This is a genomic window from Microcoleus sp. B7-D4 (assembly GCF_036705125.1).
Lineage (GTDB): Bacteria > Cyanobacteriota > Cyanobacteriia > Cyanobacteriales > Microcoleaceae > Microcoleus.
On sequence record NZ_JAUBTT010000005.1, the window covers coordinates 61,657 to 78,316 of the forward strand.

The window sequence follows — 16,660 nt, forward strand, 5'->3', positions numbered from 1 at the left end:
GACAAGAGAGAGAATTACCAATCCAATCACCAATAACTAATCAACCATGACACTCAACTTATTAGATAAAATAGGCAACTGGAATCCCCAGTTATTTCGAGAAATCAAAGGCCGCTTGAAGATTGGCAATATGGCGCTAGCCTCTGCCCTTTCCCTAAGCGGTCAACTGCTGCTGTTCATGTATTTCAGAGCCCAGATACCCGTTCCCCCTGCTAATGGGAAGTACACTAATCCCATCTATCACAGATTTTGCACTTTAGATGAGGCGGCCAATTCCTATGAAAAAATCTGCGTCAGAGATGCCTTCAGCAACTTTGTCATTAACTGGCGGGAGTGGTGGCTAGAGATATTCGTTTGGCTGAGCATATTGAGCGTGTTAGCTTTATTAGTAGCAGGGACTTATATGCTTGTCAGCGACTTAGACAAGGAGGAACGCCGCGGCACGCTCAACTTTATTCGCCTCAGTCCCCAGTCAGCAAAAACAATTTTTCTCGGCAAAATGCTCGGCGTCTCAATTTTACTGTATCTAGCAGCAATTCTGACAGTACCGCTGCATTTGTACGCTGGATTAGCCGCTCAAATACCCCTGCATGAAATTTTATGTTTCTACATAGCGGTTGCAGCTAGCTGTGCTTTGTTTTACAGCAGTGCGATGCTATTTGGATTGACAACCAGTTGGTTGGGAGGATTTCAACCTTGGTTGGCTAGCGCTACGGTTTTTGTTGTGTTTGGGATTTCTTGGCTGCCGCTCACGCGAACTGCTGGGGATGTGTTACATTTTTTGTCTCCCCTTGCTATGCTGAGATATCAGCTTTTTAGAGTTGATAAAACTGATTTCGATTCGTTAGTTGAAAACTTAGACAAGTTGCAATGGTTTTACTCGGCCGTGGGTACAAATATTGCGAGTGGCATTGCTTTGTCTCTCTTGATTTGTGGTACAGGAACCTACTGGATGTGGCAGGGATGGCAGCGCCGCTTTCCCAATCCCAGCGCTACAGTTTTGAGCAAGCGGCAAAGTTATTTGCTAGTTATCTGCTGTCAGGTAATATTTTTAGGGTTTGCACTCCAATCAGACGCCCCAGAGAACGCTAATCTCATCTGTTTACTTATCTTGAATTTGGTGATGTTCTTAGCTTTAATTGCAGCTTTAACATCTGACAGACAATCATTGTACGATTGGGCGAGGTATCGGAAACAAATCGTTCCCAGCAATCAGAAGCTGTGGCGGCGCTACCCACTACTCGATTTAATTTGGAGCGATAAAAGTCCGGCTGTAGTTGCGATCGCGATCAATTTCCTCAGCTCAGTAATAATTTTAACACCTTGGGCGCTGTTGGAAAAAAGTGAGAATAATGCATTTGGGGGTGTAATTTTCTGCATGAATCTTATCCTAATTTACGCAGCCATCACCCAACTATTCCTATTTACCAAAACCCGAAATCAGGAAATTTGGGCCGTCGGGACAGTCGGCAGCGCTATCTTGTTGCCACCTCTGATTTTATCTATGCTTTTGCTAACCCCAGAAAAAGCTCCTATTCTCTGGTTGTCTTCAACATTTGGTGCCTTTTTGCCTGCGGTGTCTCTGGCAGCGTCAGGAAATACGATTTTGCTCTCCATACTGAGTCAGTGGACTGTCTTGGTGTTGTTGAACCTCAAATTGCGATCGCAACTGAGACTCGCAGGGCAATCAGCTTCTAAAGCACTGCTGAAAGCTTGAAAAAGCAGGGGAAGGGATCAAACGTGAAACTCCGATTCAGGCAGGGATTTAAACCCCTGCCTGAAAGCTTAAGTCGTCTGAAAACGACTGTTCAACTAACTTGTTATGCCTATTCCGCATTTATAATCCACTTTATATTGAGCGATGGTTGTCGCGGCTACACACACAAAGCCCATCTTCCCAGGCTTTAATACTAAAGTTGAAAAAAAATTCTGACTGTACAGATCCAAAATTATAGAGTGAGCGTATATTACTAATGAACGCAGTACAAAATTTCATAGGTTCGCACCGCTACCCATTTCAGCTTGCCTGTTTGCAGTTGAGCTGCGATCGCCCTTGGCTACACAGCAAACTATAAAATACGGCTAAGCGATCTGTATTTAGGAGTAGGTTTATTGGAATCGGGGGGCGGCTTTATATATCATTTTGGCTGGGTGTAATACTTTTATTCCAACCCATCCCTACAGCCGAAAATAAGAAAAACTATCCTAAAAGTGCGAATTTGTGATATTTTGACTGAGAATACCACCGCCGTTAGGCAACAGAAGTATCAAAATTAGAGGGTGATTAGAAAATGGCAGAAATTAGAGACACCGCCCAAGCAAACTTGCTAGCAGGAACTCCAGAAGATGACCTGATTTTTGGTTTGATGGGCAATGACACCATTGCCGGAAACTCTGGTAATGACAGCATTTATGGAGGAAAACAAAGCGATTTAATTGAGGGCAATTTAGGTCAAGATTCGCTCTTTGGAGATTTAGAGAACGATACTGTTAACGGCGGAGAAGGTAACGATTTTTTAGTGGGCGGGAAAGGCAGCGATTCCATATCGGGAAACTCCGGTAATGATGTTTTGTCGGGCGATCGAGATACTGATGTCCTGATAGGCGGAGACGGGGCTGACTTATTTGTTTTGAGGCGCTACGCGGAGGCAGATCCTGGTCGTACCAGCGGCGGTGTTAGTTTGGCAAATGCAGACGCGATCGCCGATTTTGTACCAGGTACAGATTTAATCGGTTTGGCGGAAGGTCTCAGTTTTAGCGACTTAAATATTCTGGAAGCTGGAAACGATACTGTTATTCAAGACCGGGTAACAGGAGAATTTCTCGCGACTCTCAGAGGGGTGAGACAAAGTTCGATTAACCAGGCAAGTTTCACTAATAATATTGGCAGCGTTGTTCCCAGCCCCCCGCCTCCAGCGCGGACAACGGCTTATGCTTTAACTCCTGCTAATCGGATTGTCGGTTTTAGTCTTTCCAATCCCGGAAGTGTGCTCTCAGATTTGCCCGTGACTGGATTGCCAGCGGGAGAAAGTTTACTGGGAATTGATTATCGGCCGGCTAACGGTGTGCTTTACGGTGTGGGTTCTAGCAATCGCTTGTATACTCTCAATCCGATGACTGGGGAAGCAAGTCCAGTCGGTAACGGGCAGTTTGCTGTTCCCCTAACTCCGGGGGCTGCGGGTTTTGATTTCAATCCGACAGTCGATCGAATTCGGTTTGTCAATCAAGCCGATCAAAACGCCCGCCTCAACCCGGATAACGGGGCAATTGTGGATTTTGACACGCTGGCGGGGGGAATTCAACTCGACGGGAATTTAGCTTATGTTGCGGGCGATCGCAATGTTGGGTCAAATCCTGCGGCTGCTGGGGCTGCGTATGTTAACAACTTTGCCGGGGGAACTTCGACAACGCTGTTTGTAATTGACAGCGATTTGGATGTTTTGGTGCGACAAGATCCGCCGAATAATGGAGGGTTGAATACGATCGGATCTTTGGGAGTTGATGCTACTAGCGTTCTCGGCTTTGATGTCAGGAGTATTGGCGGGCGCGAGGTGGCAGTGGCGGCGCTGGAAGTTGGTGGCATTTCCGGCTTGTACAATATCAATTTAAGTAGCGGTCAAGCTTCCTTTGTCGGTCAAATTGCCGACGGGAGACCGATTAACGGTTTGGCTTTACCTTTACCTACAGCTTACGCCTTAACTGTCAGAAATGGCGCTGAAACAATTGTCGGTTTTAACGAGGCGGCACCGCGGGCGATTCTCAGCGACGCAGCAGTTACAGGGTTGCAGCCGGGAGAAAGTTTGCTGGGAATTGATTTTCGCCCCGCTAACGGTGTGCTATACGGTGTGGGTTCTAGCAATCGCTTATACGCGATTAATCCAGTTACTGGGCAAGCAAGTGCCGTCGGTAGCGGGCAGTTTGCTGTTCCCCTAACTCCGGGGGCTGCGGGTTTTGATTTCAATCCGACAGTCGATCGAATTCGCTTTGTCAATCAAGCCGGTCAAAACGCCCGCCTCAACCCGGATACGGGGGCACTTGTGGATTTTGACACGCTGACGGGGGGAGTTCAACTCGACGGGAATTTGGCTTATGCTGCGGGCGATCGCAATTTTGGCAATCCCGGCGCGGCTGCTGCTGCGGCGTATGTGAATAACTTTGCAGGGGCAAATTCGACGACACTATTTGCAATTGACACCAATTTAGATGTTTTGGTGCGGCAAGATCCGCCGAATAATGGGGTGTTGAATACGATCGGATCTTTGGGAATTGATGCTGGTACCGTTCTCGGCTTTGATATCAGGAGTGTTGGCGGTAACGAGACGGCTTTGGCTGCGATCGAGGTGGGCGGAGTTTCCAGCCTGTACAATATCAATTTGACGACCGGTCAAGCTTCGATTGTCGGTCAAATTGGTGACGGGCGAGGGATTAAAGGCTTAGCACTGACTTTGATTTAAATAGGGGAAGGAAGAAGGAAGAAGGAAGAAGGAAGAAGGAAGAAGGAAGAAAAATAATTAAACTTTTTTAATTTACCAATGCCCAATTCCCGATTCCCGATTCCCAATGCCCAATTTGAGTTAATCTATTATTTTGACAAACAAGATAAGATGTTATCTCAAGTTTTTTACTTGCTACGTTCCCGCAGTGACGGCAAATATCTGTCCGCGAATCCCAATCCAGATGCGGCAGTGAGTTACCTGCTGATGTTTCGGGAAGACTATGACGCTTTGAGCTATCTCAACGCCCACGCTGCTGATGTTGCCGATCGATTTGGAGTAGAATCGATTTCCGGTTCTCAGGTAAAAAAGCTACTCGAACGTTGGGGATTTAACGGTGTGGGGGTTGTTCAAGACCCGCTGTTACCGAATATTGAGTTTTTATTGACAAATAATTGACAATTGACAAGATTTGCGCTTCACCCGGTTTCTGGAAGAAATCGGGTTTTTTCGTCAAGTTTTGGGGCGATCGGTCGATCGAGCTTGTACAGTTCTGTGCCCCATATCTAGTGCAAATTGTCAAATATATTAACCTTTTACCCTAAATCTGAATCCTGTTGTATATTCGTAGTTTGATATATTCCGACACGTCAGTACACAACCTATGGTTCGAGAATTAGAGCGATCGAGTGCCAGCGACAAACGCAACCTGTCCGATTTCCCCGAAACAGCACCCGCAGCCAATCCAGTATTTTTCAGGACTTACAGCCGCCGTACCGAGACGGGAAGGGAGACTTGGGCCGAAGTGTGCGATCGAACAGTCAAGGGGCTGCAAAAGCTGGGAAACCTCACCCCCGAAGAAACACAACTGCTGCACCAGATGCAAAACCAGCTCAAAACCCTCGCTTCAGGCCGCTGGCTGTGGGTAGGTGGCAGCAAATGGATCGAGCAACCAGAGAATTTTTCCGGCGCATATAATTGCTCCTCAACAAATATTCTCGACTGGCGTTCCTTTGGCTTGTTAATGGACTTGGCAATGATGGGCTGCGGCACCGGCGCAGTCTTGGAACCACAATATATCAACCAACTGCCGCCGATTCGCAACCGTTTAACCCTAACCATGCAAGGCGAAATCGGCTCTACACCCGCCCAGTCGCGCCGTCAAGAAACAGAAGTAAAAATAGCAGAAAAAACCGCAACTATTTATGTCGGAGATTCTCGCCAAGGTTGGGTAAACTCCTATCAAACTTTGCTGGAATTATCCACAGATGAAAGATTTGCAGGAGAAGTTCAAGTTTTTATCGATTTGAGCGATGTTCGCCCCGTGGGAGAACCTTTAAAAGGTTTTGGCGGAGTAGCAAATCCGGTGAAATTGCCCGACCTTTATCAGCGCTGCGCGGCAATTTTGAATAAAGCTTTAGGGCGGCAGTTAAATTCAGTTGAATGCTGCGTGTTGATTGATGAAGCTGCGGTCACGATCGTCGCTGGAAATATTAGAAGATCGGCCGGAATGCGTCAGTTTTCTTTTGATGACGAACTGGGGGCAAATGCTAAAAATAATTTGTGGCAACAAGATGAAAGCGGCAACTGGAGAATAGATCCAGAACGCGATGCCCTTCGGATGGCAAACCATACGCGAGTTTTCCATACCAAACCTACACTAGAAGAATGTATTGATGCTGTCCGCAAACAGTATTATAGCGGCGAAGGTGCGATTCAATGGGCCGGGGAAGCTGTAGCTCGATCTAACGTTGATTTACTTTCAACACCGAGTCTTAAACTTGAGTTTTTGAAAGCTTATGACGAAGGAAAAGCTAAAGAGTGGTTGCAGGAACGCTATCCTAATATGACTGCTGGCGAGTTAGAGCATCGGTTAGTCCGTGTGGGCTTAAACCCGTGCGTGACTGCTGATACTTGGGTTCATACGGAATTTGGTCCACGCCTGGTTAAAGACTTAATCGGGAAGCAACATGGGACTTACGTCAACGGCGAACTCTTTAGCACAACGGCTGATGGCTTTTTCTATACGGGCGATCGCACTGTTTTCACCCTATCCACCAAAGAAGGTGTCTCGCTACGTCTGACTGGAAACCATCAAATTTTACGGGTCAGCGCTCAAACCCAAAAGCGTCAATACACCGAATGGGTAGCGGCTGAGGATTTGAAACCGGGCGACAGTATTTGCTTACACAATCACCGAGGAATTCAGCCTTGGCATGGTGCGGGAACCTTTGAAGAAGGGTGGCTACTCGGCAGTCTCGTCGGTGACGGGTCTTTAGCAGAAACCCAATGGAACGACCAGGCCATATTACGATTTTGGGGTGACTCTCAAATAGAGATGGCTGAGTATGCAGTCGTAACCCTCCAGAAAAATGTAATTTGCGGTGCGAATTTAGGAGGCCACTATCATCGCCAACACAATTTGCATCAAGTCGCTTCCAGTGGGCTTGCCAAACTAGCGGCACAGTTCAACATTCATCGCGGTAAAAAAGTAGTTACGCACGAAGTTGAACAAGCAAGCTACGAGCTTTATCGTGGATTCTTACAAGGGTTGTTTGATGCTGATGGCAGTGTGCAAGGAACGCAGAATAAAGGCATTAGTATACGTTTAGCCCAAAGTAATCTCGAATTACTCCAAGCTGTTCAGCGAATGCTGCTGCGCTTGGGAATTGTTTCGACGGTTTATCAAAATCGTCGGACAGCAGGTTATCGTTTGATGCCCGATACCAATCGTGATATGGCTCCTTACTTCTGCAAAGCGCAGCACGAATTAGTCATCGCTAACGACAATCTGATTTACTTCCTCGATCTCGTTGGTTTCCGTCAGCCTGAAAAACAGAAAAAACTGGGCAATTTATTAAACGACTACAAGCGTAAGTTAAACCGCGAACGTTTTGTTGTAACAGTTCAGTCACTTTCTCTCAGTGGGATAGAATCCGTTTACGATTGCACGGTACCCGGTCCATCTCAGTTCGATGCGAATGGTATTGTGGCGCACAACTGTGGTGAAATCATCGGCTCTAATTTTCATTGTGTCAGTGGCGACACTCTGCTAATTACTAGAGACGGACTGCATAAAATAAAGGACGTTGTTGGAACTGAAATCGAAATTTGGAATGGTAAAAGATGGAGCTGCGTCACACCATTTAAGACAGCGAGTGATAATTGTGGCGGGCGACGCAAACTTTATCGTGTAAAGTTTGGTGATGGTACTTATCTGGATGCCACAGAATATCATCGCTTTTTTGTCAAGGATCGCTTTGGTAAAGTTTACAGAGAAGTTCAAACCAAAGACTTGATGGATACAAGTCGGTATAGCATTCATACTGAACCTTTTACAATTCAGTATGAAGATGGCTTGAATATCGATTCAAGTTATGCTTACACTTTGGGGGTGGCTGTAGGAGATGGGACTACAGACAAAAATGACAATGCGAAAGTTCGACTTTACGAACACAAAATGGCATTATCAGTAGCAGGAAATAAGTCTCCTGAAAGAAGCTATGACTATTTACCTGCTTTTACCGATGTAACTAACTTGAGCTTTTCTGGAGAGTTGCTGAAAAGTTTGAAAGTTAACCCAGAAGCACTAAATGTAATTGCGAGCTGGAATCGGCAAGCAATTTTACATTTTATTGCTGGATTAGCCGATACTGACGGCTCGAATACCCACAGTAATGGTATCAGAATTTATATTTCTGACCGCGATCGCGCTTTCAGAGTTCAGTTACTTTTGACCAAATGTGGTATTCGTTCGTCGCTAAATCTTTGCGCTCATCAAGGGTCAATTACTAATTACGGTGTCCGAAGTCGGGATTTGTATTACTTGCAAATTACTGACTGTGGTGAAATTCCTTGTCAGCGGTTAGATGTGAGCAAAGGGACGAATGCTAAACACAAAGGTAAATGGCAAGTGGTCAGAAGTGTCGAAGAATTACCAGGATTGCACGATACTTACTGCTTCAACGAACCAGAGTTTCATAAGGGAGTTTTCGGCAATACCCTAGCTGGAAACTGTAATCTTTCTGAGATCCACCTCAATCAACTTGACCCTTACAATTTCAAAGAACAGGAGGAAGCTTTCAAGGCGGCGGCTCTATCTGTCGCGGTACTTCTCAATCACAAATTTCTGGAACCCCGCTATCAATACAGCCGCGAATTAGACCCGATTGTCGGCGTATCTTTCACGGGATTGTTCGATTTCTTCGTTCATGCTTTTGGCGTTGAGTGGCTGCGCTGGTGGGTGGAAGGCCGCCCGCAAACTCCGCAAGGAATCGCTTTTAAACACCGGGAAGAAGAGTATTTGAGTGGTTGGCGCGAGATTGTCGATCGGGTAGTATGGGATTATTGCGATCGCCATTCCTTAAAACGCCCAAATCGCTGCACAACGGTTCAACCATCGGGTACTAAATCTCTGCTGACAGGTGCTTCCCCCGGCTGGCATCCGCCGAAAGCCCAGCGTTTCATTCGCCGAATCACTTTCGGCAAAAACGACCCCGTAGCCCTCGCCTGCATCGACTACGGATACAACGTGATTCCGTCTCAATCTGACAAAGATGAAAACGGCAATTTGCTGAACAATCCCTTCGATGAACGCTGCACAGAATGGCTGGTAGAAATACCTGTTGCGGTAAGTTGGGCTGATTTACCCGGTGCTGATGAAATTGACATTAACAAATTCTCAGCGGCGGCACAAATGGACTTTTATATGCAAGTGCAAAAGTTCTATGTCAGACATAACACTTCGGCCACGATTGAACTGCGCGAAAATGAAGTGGAAAGTTTGGGGACTCGGATTTATGAAGCGATTCGCGATGATGAAGGCTACATTTCCGCAGCGCTTTTAGCTCGGTTTGATGCTCTTGAAACTTTCCCGCGTTTGCCCTTTGAACCGGTGAGCAAGGAAACTTACACCAAGATGGTGGAAGAGACTTTAGCGCGCCGCCAAATAGATGTTTTTCATGCGGCACTAAGTCGTTATGACTTAGGTGAAATGATGGATTCGGGGCCGGCGGGCTGCGATTCCGATAAGTGTTTGATGCCGGAGACTAAGGCTATGTAATAGCGTTGAAAGAAATCCCCCGTTTGGGGGATTTTTTTATGTTTTTAAGTGCTGGTTCAGCAAAAATCGTAGGGGCGGGTTCACCAACCATAATTGCCTAAAATCAATAATCTCGTAAACCCGCCCCCACCCAACGATCAAGTCGTTCCGTATCAGGCATAATTAATTTGTCTCCTTAACCATAGGAATTCTGAAATCGGTACAGTGAATGAGTAGTGTGGGGGAAAAACTCAAACAGCGACGCCAATCGCTTTCTTTGACGCAGCAGCAAGTTGCTGATGAATTGGGCGTGAGTGTAACCACTGTGAAAAATTGGGAAGCAGGCCGACATATTCCAAAACTCTATCTCGAACAGACGAAAGCATTGTGCGACCTCCTGAAGCTTTCCTTAGAGGATTTGGTAAATTAAATATTTGTATGGTGCGTCGCTACGAGATTTTCAAGACGAGCAGCAGACTATCGACAGCGACGCACCCTACGGTATCTATATCCGTTGATTATTCGGCGGTTGAAACCGCGTCTTGTCAAACGAAGTCCACCTGCGCGGACTAAGAAATGAGGGGGATATTTAAGCCGCATTTGGTTATCGTAGAGTAAAGTTGTGCTGAATTCAAAGGCAGAGGCTAAGGTTCAATGTCAAACCATCAAAAGGAACCTAGAGAATACGATGCCGTCCTCGGCTGTCAAAATTCAATTCCTGTCAATGCTGCGGTACTCGGAGGCATCCCCGGCGTTAAAAGCCGCTTAGCTTCACCCGCTGTAGAAGTTAGAATCGCCGCACTCTCCGAAGCGCTCAAATATGGAGAAGCAGGGGTAGATTTGATAATTGGAGCATTGCAAGATGAGTCAATGCAGGTGAAATTAGCTGCCTATTCACTGTTGAAAGATAGGGATGACTTAAAACTCAAACCACATTTCCCCCAAGACTATCTCCCTACATTTGACTTTGAGGTCATGACAGTAGATGTTACAGGAAAAGAAAACAGTCGCAGTAAGTCCTTTGCTCGCTTTTTTCCTGAAGACTTAGGTAACTCAATTGCACTGGAAATGGTTTACATTCCCGGTGGCACATTTATGATGGGTTCCCCCAACAGCGAAGCACATAGACGTGATAGCGAAAGTCCGCAGCATCAAGTAACAGTACCCGCTTTTTATGCAGGAAAATACGCCATCACCCAAGCACAGTGGGAAGCAGTCATGGGAAACAACCCATCTTGGGCAAAAAAATACGCCATCGCCCAAGCACAGTGGGAAGCAGTCATGGGAAACAACCCATCTTATTACTTTGGTGAAAAACGTCCTGTAGAAAATGTATCGTGGAATGACGCAGTGGAATTCTGTAACAAACTATCGCAAAAAAGCTTTAAAAAATATCGCCTGCTGAGTGAAGCCGAATGGGAATACGCCTGTCGTGCGGGAACAACAACGCCATTTCATTTTGGAGAAACCATTACCCCAGAATTAGTCAACTATAACAAAAAAAAACCATACGCCGAAGCCCATACAGGACTGTATCGCGAAGAAACAACCGATGTGGGAAGTTTTCCCCCCAATGCCTTTGGATTGTACGATATGCACGGGAATGTTTGGGAGTGGTGCAGCGATAAATGGCACGATAAATATAACGGCGCACCGACTGACGGAAGTTCCCGGGAAAGTGAAACATCTCATCATCGGCTGCTGCGCGGGGGTTCGTGCAAGTTCTTTCCGAGGAATTGCCGATCGGCTTTTCGCAACTACTATCCGCCGGATTATTGCTCCGACGACCTCGGTTTTCGGGTTGCGTGTGTGGCTGCGTGGACTTCCTAGCACTTTACACTTTCGCCCTTTTGCCCTTGGGGATTGGAAATCGCTTCTACAAAAACAAAGTCCGCCTGCGCGGACTAAGAGAAGATAGCCGTGTTTTGCGTTATTTGAAAATATCTTTCCGCTTCTGCAACAGCAAAGTGGCGGTTAAATAAACTGCGGCGTGCAAACCTAAAATTCCCCAATTCAGAGCCAAATTTTGCCAACTTGGTTCGTAGACTGCACTTTTTTCAAAGAGCTGCGGTAAGATGGTACGATCGCACAATCTTACCGCACTTTTCTCAACCGTTCACATAATAATCCCGCGTTCCCTTCGCATTCATCGCTTCTCCGAGTCTATTTAACCCGTACACGTAAGCCGCAGTTCTCATGGAAACTGACAATTCCTGAGATTTTTTCCAAATTGCCTCAGTTTCTTCGACCATTTTATGCTTCAACCGCTGATTGACTTCCTCTAGCGTCCAATAAAGCCCGCTGCGATTTTGCACCCACTCAAAATAACTAACCGTTACGCCTCCGGCATTGACTAAAATATCAGGGATTACCTGAATTCCCCTCGCTTCTAAAATCAAATCAGCAGCAGAATCAATCGGCCCGTTAGCTACTTCAAAAATAAACTTAGCCTTAACATCATTAACATTGGCTTCTGTGATTTGATTCTCCAAAGCTGCTGGAACCAGCACGTCTACATCTAATGCTAAAAGCTGTTCATTTGTCAAGATTTCGTGTTCGATAATATTGCAAACAGAACCTTCGCAGTAAAGAGCTTTGATACCTTTGTTAGAGTCTTTAAAACCTCGAATACTGGGGATATCCAGCCCTTGTTTAGCATAAATTCCCCCTTGGGAATCGCTGACAGCAACAACTTTGTAACCTGCTTTCCAGAGCAGTTCAGCTATTTCGGCACCGGCATTACCAAAACCTTGTACCGCTACAGTTGTATCTTGAGGATTTAGCTCAAATTTGGGTAGAAGAGTTTGTACTACAAAAAAAGCACCCATTGCTGTTGCGGTATCTCTGCCCAAACTCCCACCAATTGTCACTGGTTTACCAGTCACAACCGCTGGAGAAAGCTGCCGCTTAATAATATTGTACTGATCCATCATCCAACCCATAATCATGGGATTGGTGTAGACATCCGGCGCGGGAATATCGACATCGGGGCCGATGAAATCTGCGATCGCATCGACATAGCCCCGGCTCAACCGTTCCAATTCCAGTTTGGACAATTCCTTGGGATTGAGAGTAATTCCGCCCTTGGCTCCTCCAAAGGGCAAGTTCAAAACTGCACATTTAAAAGTCATCCAAAATGCTAAGGATTGCACTTCATCAAGGGAGACTCCCGGATGATAGCGCACTCCTCCTTTAGACGGGCCTCTGGTATTGTCGTAGCGCACCCGATAACCTTGGAAAATTCGCAGGGAACCGTCGTCCATCCGCACGGGTATCGATACAATTAAACTGGATTTGGGGTGTTTCAGCCGTTCGATCGTATCCTCGGAAAGGGACACATATTTTAAGGCTCGTTCTAATCGGCGGCTGGCATCGGCAAATAATGATTCAGACATAATAAGTTAGTTGACTGTTGACTGTTGACTGTTGTTAGTTGACTGTTGTCAGAGAGAAGAAGGCTTCTGGTGCTTAAGCTAATTTAATCACAATCCTGGTTGAATGCTGCCTCCTTTCTTCTGGCAACAGTCAACTACCTTGTGTCGATCGACTTTTCGAGCAGTGCCAAGCAGCGATTAAGCAGATACACTTACAATAGAGGGTGATATTTAAGCTCAAGCCGCAATTTGAGTTCGATCGCTCAAATCACTGGCAGCCATCAGGGGAATTAAATTCTGAAATAGATCGAGGCTTTAGCTGACGTTAGAAACTGAATTATTATTATGGTTGGACTCCTAGCCGCACTCTCTGCGTCTGCGGCAGGGGGTATGAGAATTGCCCTGCCCCTGCTGTTAATTGGTTTGTTGCGGATTGACAAACTTTGGTCGGAAATACCTCTATTGTCGGGGGTTCCCCCCCAGGTGGCTATCACCATCTTGGTGAGTTGGTCGCTGTTAGAGTTATTTGCTTCTAAAACCTTTGTAGGACAGCGGGTACTGCAAATTGTGCAAATTATTTTCAGTCCCATTGTAGGAGCAATTATGGGAATTTCGATCGCTCAGGTAAGTTCGATCGACGAAATTATTGCTCACCCTTGGATGCTGTGGATAATTGGTATTGTCGGAGGTTTGTTGGCTTTAGTGCTGCAACTGGTACAAGCAGGATGGTTTTACCGGCTGCGGGGTTTGCCGATTTGGGTGATTTTCCTCCAAGATGTTCTGTGCATTTCCTTGGTTTTGTTTGCCTTTGACGCCCCGCGGCAGGGAGGATTAGTGGCTATGATCCTGCTGTGGCTGGCAATTCGCAGTTCTAAAGAGTGGTATCGCTGGTACAAAAGTCAGGGAATACCGGGCGATAGGGGAAATCCCCGCCGCCGCAAGCGCGATCCTGATTAGTTAGTGATTAGTTATTGGTGATTAGTTATTGGTGATTAGTCATATCGTTTACGGTTGTTTCGGAATGATTTAACCGCAGAGACCGCAGAGGGCGCTGAGGAAGAGAAGAGAGAGATGAATAATTCCGATACCAACGGATTTTATATCATTAGTCATTTTTAACAACAGTGAACAGTCAACTGTCAACTGTCAACTGTCAACTGTCAATTTAAACTGATATCTTGTACCATTCTCGCTTAACAGGCAAGATGCCTGTTCCACAATAAAATTCACTCTTTGTGGAACAGGCATCTTGCCTGTTCATAAAAAGCTTATTGAGAATGGTGCAACATTTGAGTTTAAAGCAATCCGATCGAGTGTAGCGGGCCCTGACCCGTAATTAACTCCAGCAATAGTGCCACAAAACCAATCATCGCCACACGACCGTTCCAGACTTCCGCCCCCGTGGTCAAACCCCACTCCCACTGCTCTTGAGGGTACATTTTCACTTTCTTGGAAGGGCGTATAACATCGGAGAATTTAACGCTGGGAGATTCGATCGACTCGATGACTAAATCAGCCAAGGCTTCAATAAACACCGGATGAGTATTCAGGGCGGGCACTCGGTAGAAATTTTCAATCCCCGATTCTTCTGCTAATTCTCGATACTCCATGTCAATTTCTTGTAGAGTCTCGATGTGTTCGGAAACAAAACTAATCGGAACTACCAACAAATCTTGGACTCCATTTTCTGCCAATTCGGTTATGGCGTCTTCGGTGTAAGGCTTGAGCCATTCCACCGGGCCAACCCGACTTTGATAAGCTAGAGTGTGTTCGTTCGATCGATCTAAATGTTCCATAATCAGACGAGTGCAATCTTCAATCTCGCGCTGATAGGGGTCTCCAGCCTCTTCTACGTAGCTGAGGGGGACGCCGTGGGCGCTGAAAAAGATGTGAACTCGATCGGGATTCGGATTGTGGTCTAGTTGTTGGGCTATCAATTCCGACATTGCCTGAATGTAACCAGGCCGCTGATACCAAGAAGGAATCGCGGTATATTGTATATCCTTGAGGGCAGGATCTTTGCCCCACATTTCTTCTAGCTGCCGGAAGCTAGAACCGCTGGTGCTGATGGAAAATTGAGGATACAGCGGCAAGATTGTCAAATGTTCAATGCGATCGCGCTTAATTTTGGCTATCGCTTCTTCGGTAAAAGGATGCCAGTAGCGCATCCCCACGTATACTCGAGCATCTTGTCCCTTTTCTTGCAAGAGTTCTTGCAGGGCTAGGGCTTGTTCCTCGGTAATTCGCCGCAAAGGAGAGCCGCCACCGATTTGGCGGTAGTTTTCCTGGGATTTTTGAAAGCGCAGGGTCGAAATCAACCAGGCGAGCGGTTTTTGCATCCACGGAAACGGGATGCGAATGATTTCCGGGTCAGCAAACAAGTTGAACAGGAAAGGACGGACATCCTCGATTTGATCTGGCCCGCCCAAGTTTAATAGCAATACTCCCACACGACCCATAGCGGTTACAGCTCTCCCATCGTCTCAGTTCTGTTACTTATCTTTATGATATAACTTATTGACACTCCTCGACTATCAGGCGCGAGGATTCTTGGATCAATGACTGACCTTACTATTCACTATCCTTACGGCAATGCTTAAACCTTTCAACCGTGGTCTACCACCAATTGACGAGCTTAACTTAGTGAATCCCAGAGGGTCTATCTCCCCAAGCGTACTAGGATACGAACCTAGAGTTCAGGCGTGCCCCGCCTTACTTGAACCGTCAACAAAGTGTTTCGTTCTCTGGATATTGGGATGTTATTTTTAAATCCCTAGCTGTATAGCGAGTTTTCGCTGCTCTTTGCCCCTAAATTTATGCCTGAAAGTGTGTCTTAACTGTTTCACGATGGCAAAGGAGTTTCACCTTGGCCACTTAATTCTAACCTGACTGAGGATTGTTTTGTCAAACATTTCACGTTTATCCAATAGAAAGCCGTCCTATAAGGACGGGGTTTTAAACCCAGTTTTTTGATAATATCTTAAGTCGATAGCAAGGTATACATAATTTTGACTATGGCAACAATTTTTAGAGATTTAAGTTATCGGTATCAGTGTATCTAGGATTGCGATCGCGCGTCTGGCTGCGAGTGAGCGTAGGCGGCAATACTCGTTTGGGTCAACTAGCCTGGGAAAATTTAACCGTCAGCGCCGAAACTAAAGTTTTAGACGGTTGCTGCGGTAGCGGTCAAACTAAGCAATTTCTGGTGCAATATTTCCCGGATGTCACAGGACTTCACGCTTCGCGATTATCTCTGCAACGGCCAAGGAAAAATGTACCATCAGCCAATTATTATTTAAAAGCTTTTGCCGACTGTCAGTTTGACAGGAGTACACAGCAGCGTTGCGATGCACGAAATGCAACGGGCGCAATTGCGACAAATCTTTCAGGAAGTATACCGCGTGCTTAAGCCCGGTGGTCTATTCATTTTGGTAGATTTTCATCGACCCACAAATCCGGTATTTTGGCCAGGGTTGGCTGTATTTTTGTTGTTATTGGAGACTGAAACTGCTTGAAAGTCGCTCGAAACTGACTGGGGAGTTTGTTGGCAGAGGTAGAATGGCGATCGTACAATTCCGAAGGAACTCCACAACCAAAACTTTATGCTGACGGCAGCATTCAAGTAATCCAAGTTCAAAAGTCAGTTGACAGTTGTCAGTTGACAGTTGTCATTAGTGCGCGGGGAAGAAACCGGGTTTCTACGAATTTTGGGTTGAGTGACGATAAATATCGGGAGAAACCCGGTTTCTGAGGTCGGCGCGCGCATCTTACTATACTTGTCAACTAATGACTAATGACTACTGACTAATGAC

General features: G+C 46.1%; 12 protein-coding genes. 10 read left to right on the plus strand and 2 right to left on the minus strand.

Translation table 11 applies throughout. The features are described 5' to 3' along the window. The first annotated feature begins 46 nt into the window (after positions 1-46). From QUB12_RS02975 to QUB12_RS03000, 6 genes are all read left to right on the plus strand, one after another. Complete coding sequence (locus tag QUB12_RS02975) at positions 47-1,717, plus strand: hypothetical protein (RefSeq protein ID WP_333142520.1); 1,671 nt, start codon at positions 47-49, stop codon at positions 1,715-1,717. Between the two features lie 574 nt (positions 1,718-2,291). Next, positions 2,292-4,454 carry a DUF4394 domain-containing protein gene (locus QUB12_RS02980; RefSeq protein WP_333305416.1) on the plus strand — a complete coding sequence of 721 codons (2,163 nt, stop codon included), beginning with the start codon at positions 2,292-2,294 and terminating at the stop codon, positions 4,452-4,454. Between the two features lie 150 nt (positions 4,455-4,604). Then, the gene (locus QUB12_RS02985) at positions 4,605-4,892 is read left to right on the plus strand and encodes a hypothetical protein (protein ID WP_333053679.1); all 288 of its coding nucleotides are present in this window, start codon (positions 4,605-4,607) and stop codon (positions 4,890-4,892) included. Between the two features lie 205 nt (positions 4,893-5,097). Further along, the gene (nrdJ, locus tag QUB12_RS02990; protein ID WP_333305418.1) at positions 5,098-9,495 is read left to right on the plus strand and encodes a ribonucleoside-triphosphate reductase, adenosylcobalamin-dependent; all 4,398 of its coding nucleotides are present in this window, start codon (positions 5,098-5,100) and stop codon (positions 9,493-9,495) included. Positions 9,496-9,703: 208 nt separating this feature from the next. Then, the gene (locus QUB12_RS02995) at positions 9,704-9,904 is read left to right on the plus strand and encodes a helix-turn-helix transcriptional regulator (RefSeq protein WP_333231794.1); all 201 of its coding nucleotides are present in this window, start codon (positions 9,704-9,706) and stop codon (positions 9,902-9,904) included. Between the two features lie 224 nt (positions 9,905-10,128). Next, a complete protein-coding gene (locus QUB12_RS03000) occupies positions 10,129-11,304 on the plus strand; it encodes a formylglycine-generating enzyme family protein (RefSeq protein ID WP_333305420.1) in 1,176 nt (391 codons plus the stop codon). Between the two features lie 278 nt (positions 11,305-11,582). On the opposite strand, the gene QUB12_RS03005 is transcribed toward QUB12_RS03000, so the two are convergent. After that, on the minus strand, positions 11,583-12,869 hold the full coding sequence (locus QUB12_RS03005) for a Glu/Leu/Phe/Val dehydrogenase (RefSeq protein ID WP_333305422.1): 1,287 nt from the start codon (positions 12,867-12,869) through the stop codon (positions 11,583-11,585). A 324-nt stretch (positions 12,870-13,193) separates the two neighbouring features. Between QUB12_RS03005 and QUB12_RS03010 the strand changes: the two genes are divergently transcribed. Further along, a complete protein-coding gene (locus tag QUB12_RS03010) occupies positions 13,194-13,805 on the plus strand; it encodes a DUF4126 domain-containing protein (RefSeq protein ID WP_333142527.1) in 612 nt (203 codons plus the stop codon). A 338-nt stretch (positions 13,806-14,143) separates the two neighbouring features. On the opposite strand, the gene hemH is transcribed toward QUB12_RS03010, so the two are convergent. Further along, the gene (gene hemH, locus QUB12_RS03015; RefSeq protein ID WP_333142528.1) at positions 14,144-15,307 is read right to left on the minus strand and encodes a ferrochelatase; all 1,164 of its coding nucleotides are present in this window, start codon (positions 15,305-15,307) and stop codon (positions 14,144-14,146) included. A 593-nt stretch (positions 15,308-15,900) separates the two neighbouring features. Here hemH and QUB12_RS03020 point away from each other — a divergent pair. Genes QUB12_RS03020 through QUB12_RS03030 form a run of 3 tightly spaced genes read left to right on the plus strand, consistent with a single transcriptional unit; the run spans position 15,901 to position 16,599 of the window. Further along, positions 15,901-16,257 carry a hypothetical protein gene (locus QUB12_RS03020; RefSeq protein ID WP_333142529.1) on the plus strand — a complete coding sequence of 119 codons (357 nt, stop codon included), beginning with the start codon at positions 15,901-15,903 and terminating at the stop codon, positions 16,255-16,257. Further along, entirely contained in the window at positions 16,205-16,363 is a 159-nt protein-coding gene (locus tag QUB12_RS03025; RefSeq protein WP_333305477.1) for a class I SAM-dependent methyltransferase, read from the plus strand. The genes QUB12_RS03020 and QUB12_RS03025 overlap by 53 nt, the downstream gene beginning before the upstream one ends. A 29-nt stretch (positions 16,364-16,392) precedes the next feature. After that, entirely contained in the window at positions 16,393-16,599 is a 207-nt protein-coding gene (locus QUB12_RS03030) for a hypothetical protein (protein WP_333142530.1), read from the plus strand. Positions 16,600-16,660: the final 61 nt, after the last annotated feature.

Coding starts and splice junctions, on each gene's coding strand:
- QUB12_RS02975 (WP_333142520.1), top strand. CDS start 47: ATGACACTCAACTTATTAGATAAAATAGGCAACTGGAATCCCCAGTTA.
- QUB12_RS02980 (WP_333305416.1), top strand. CDS start 2,292: ATGGCAGAAATTAGAGACACCGCCCAAGCAAACTTGCTAGCAGGAACT.
- QUB12_RS02985 (WP_333053679.1), top strand. CDS start 4,605: ATGTTATCTCAAGTTTTTTACTTGCTACGTTCCCGCAGTGACGGCAAA.
- nrdJ (WP_333305418.1), top strand. CDS start 5,098: ATGGTTCGAGAATTAGAGCGATCGAGTGCCAGCGACAAACGCAACCTG.
- QUB12_RS02995 (WP_333231794.1), top strand. CDS start 9,704: ATGAGTAGTGTGGGGGAAAAACTCAAACAGCGACGCCAATCGCTTTCT.
- QUB12_RS03000 (WP_333305420.1), top strand. CDS start 10,129: ATGTCAAACCATCAAAAGGAACCTAGAGAATACGATGCCGTCCTCGGC.
- QUB12_RS03005 (WP_333305422.1), bottom strand. CDS start 12,869: ATGTCTGAATCATTATTTGCCGATGCCAGCCGCCGATTAGAACGAGCC.
- QUB12_RS03010 (WP_333142527.1), top strand. CDS start 13,194: ATGGTTGGACTCCTAGCCGCACTCTCTGCGTCTGCGGCAGGGGGTATG.
- hemH (WP_333142528.1), bottom strand. CDS start 15,307: ATGGGTCGTGTGGGAGTATTGCTATTAAACTTGGGCGGGCCAGATCAA.
- QUB12_RS03025 (WP_333305477.1), top strand. CDS start 16,205: ATGCAACGGGCGCAATTGCGACAAATCTTTCAGGAAGTATACCGCGTG.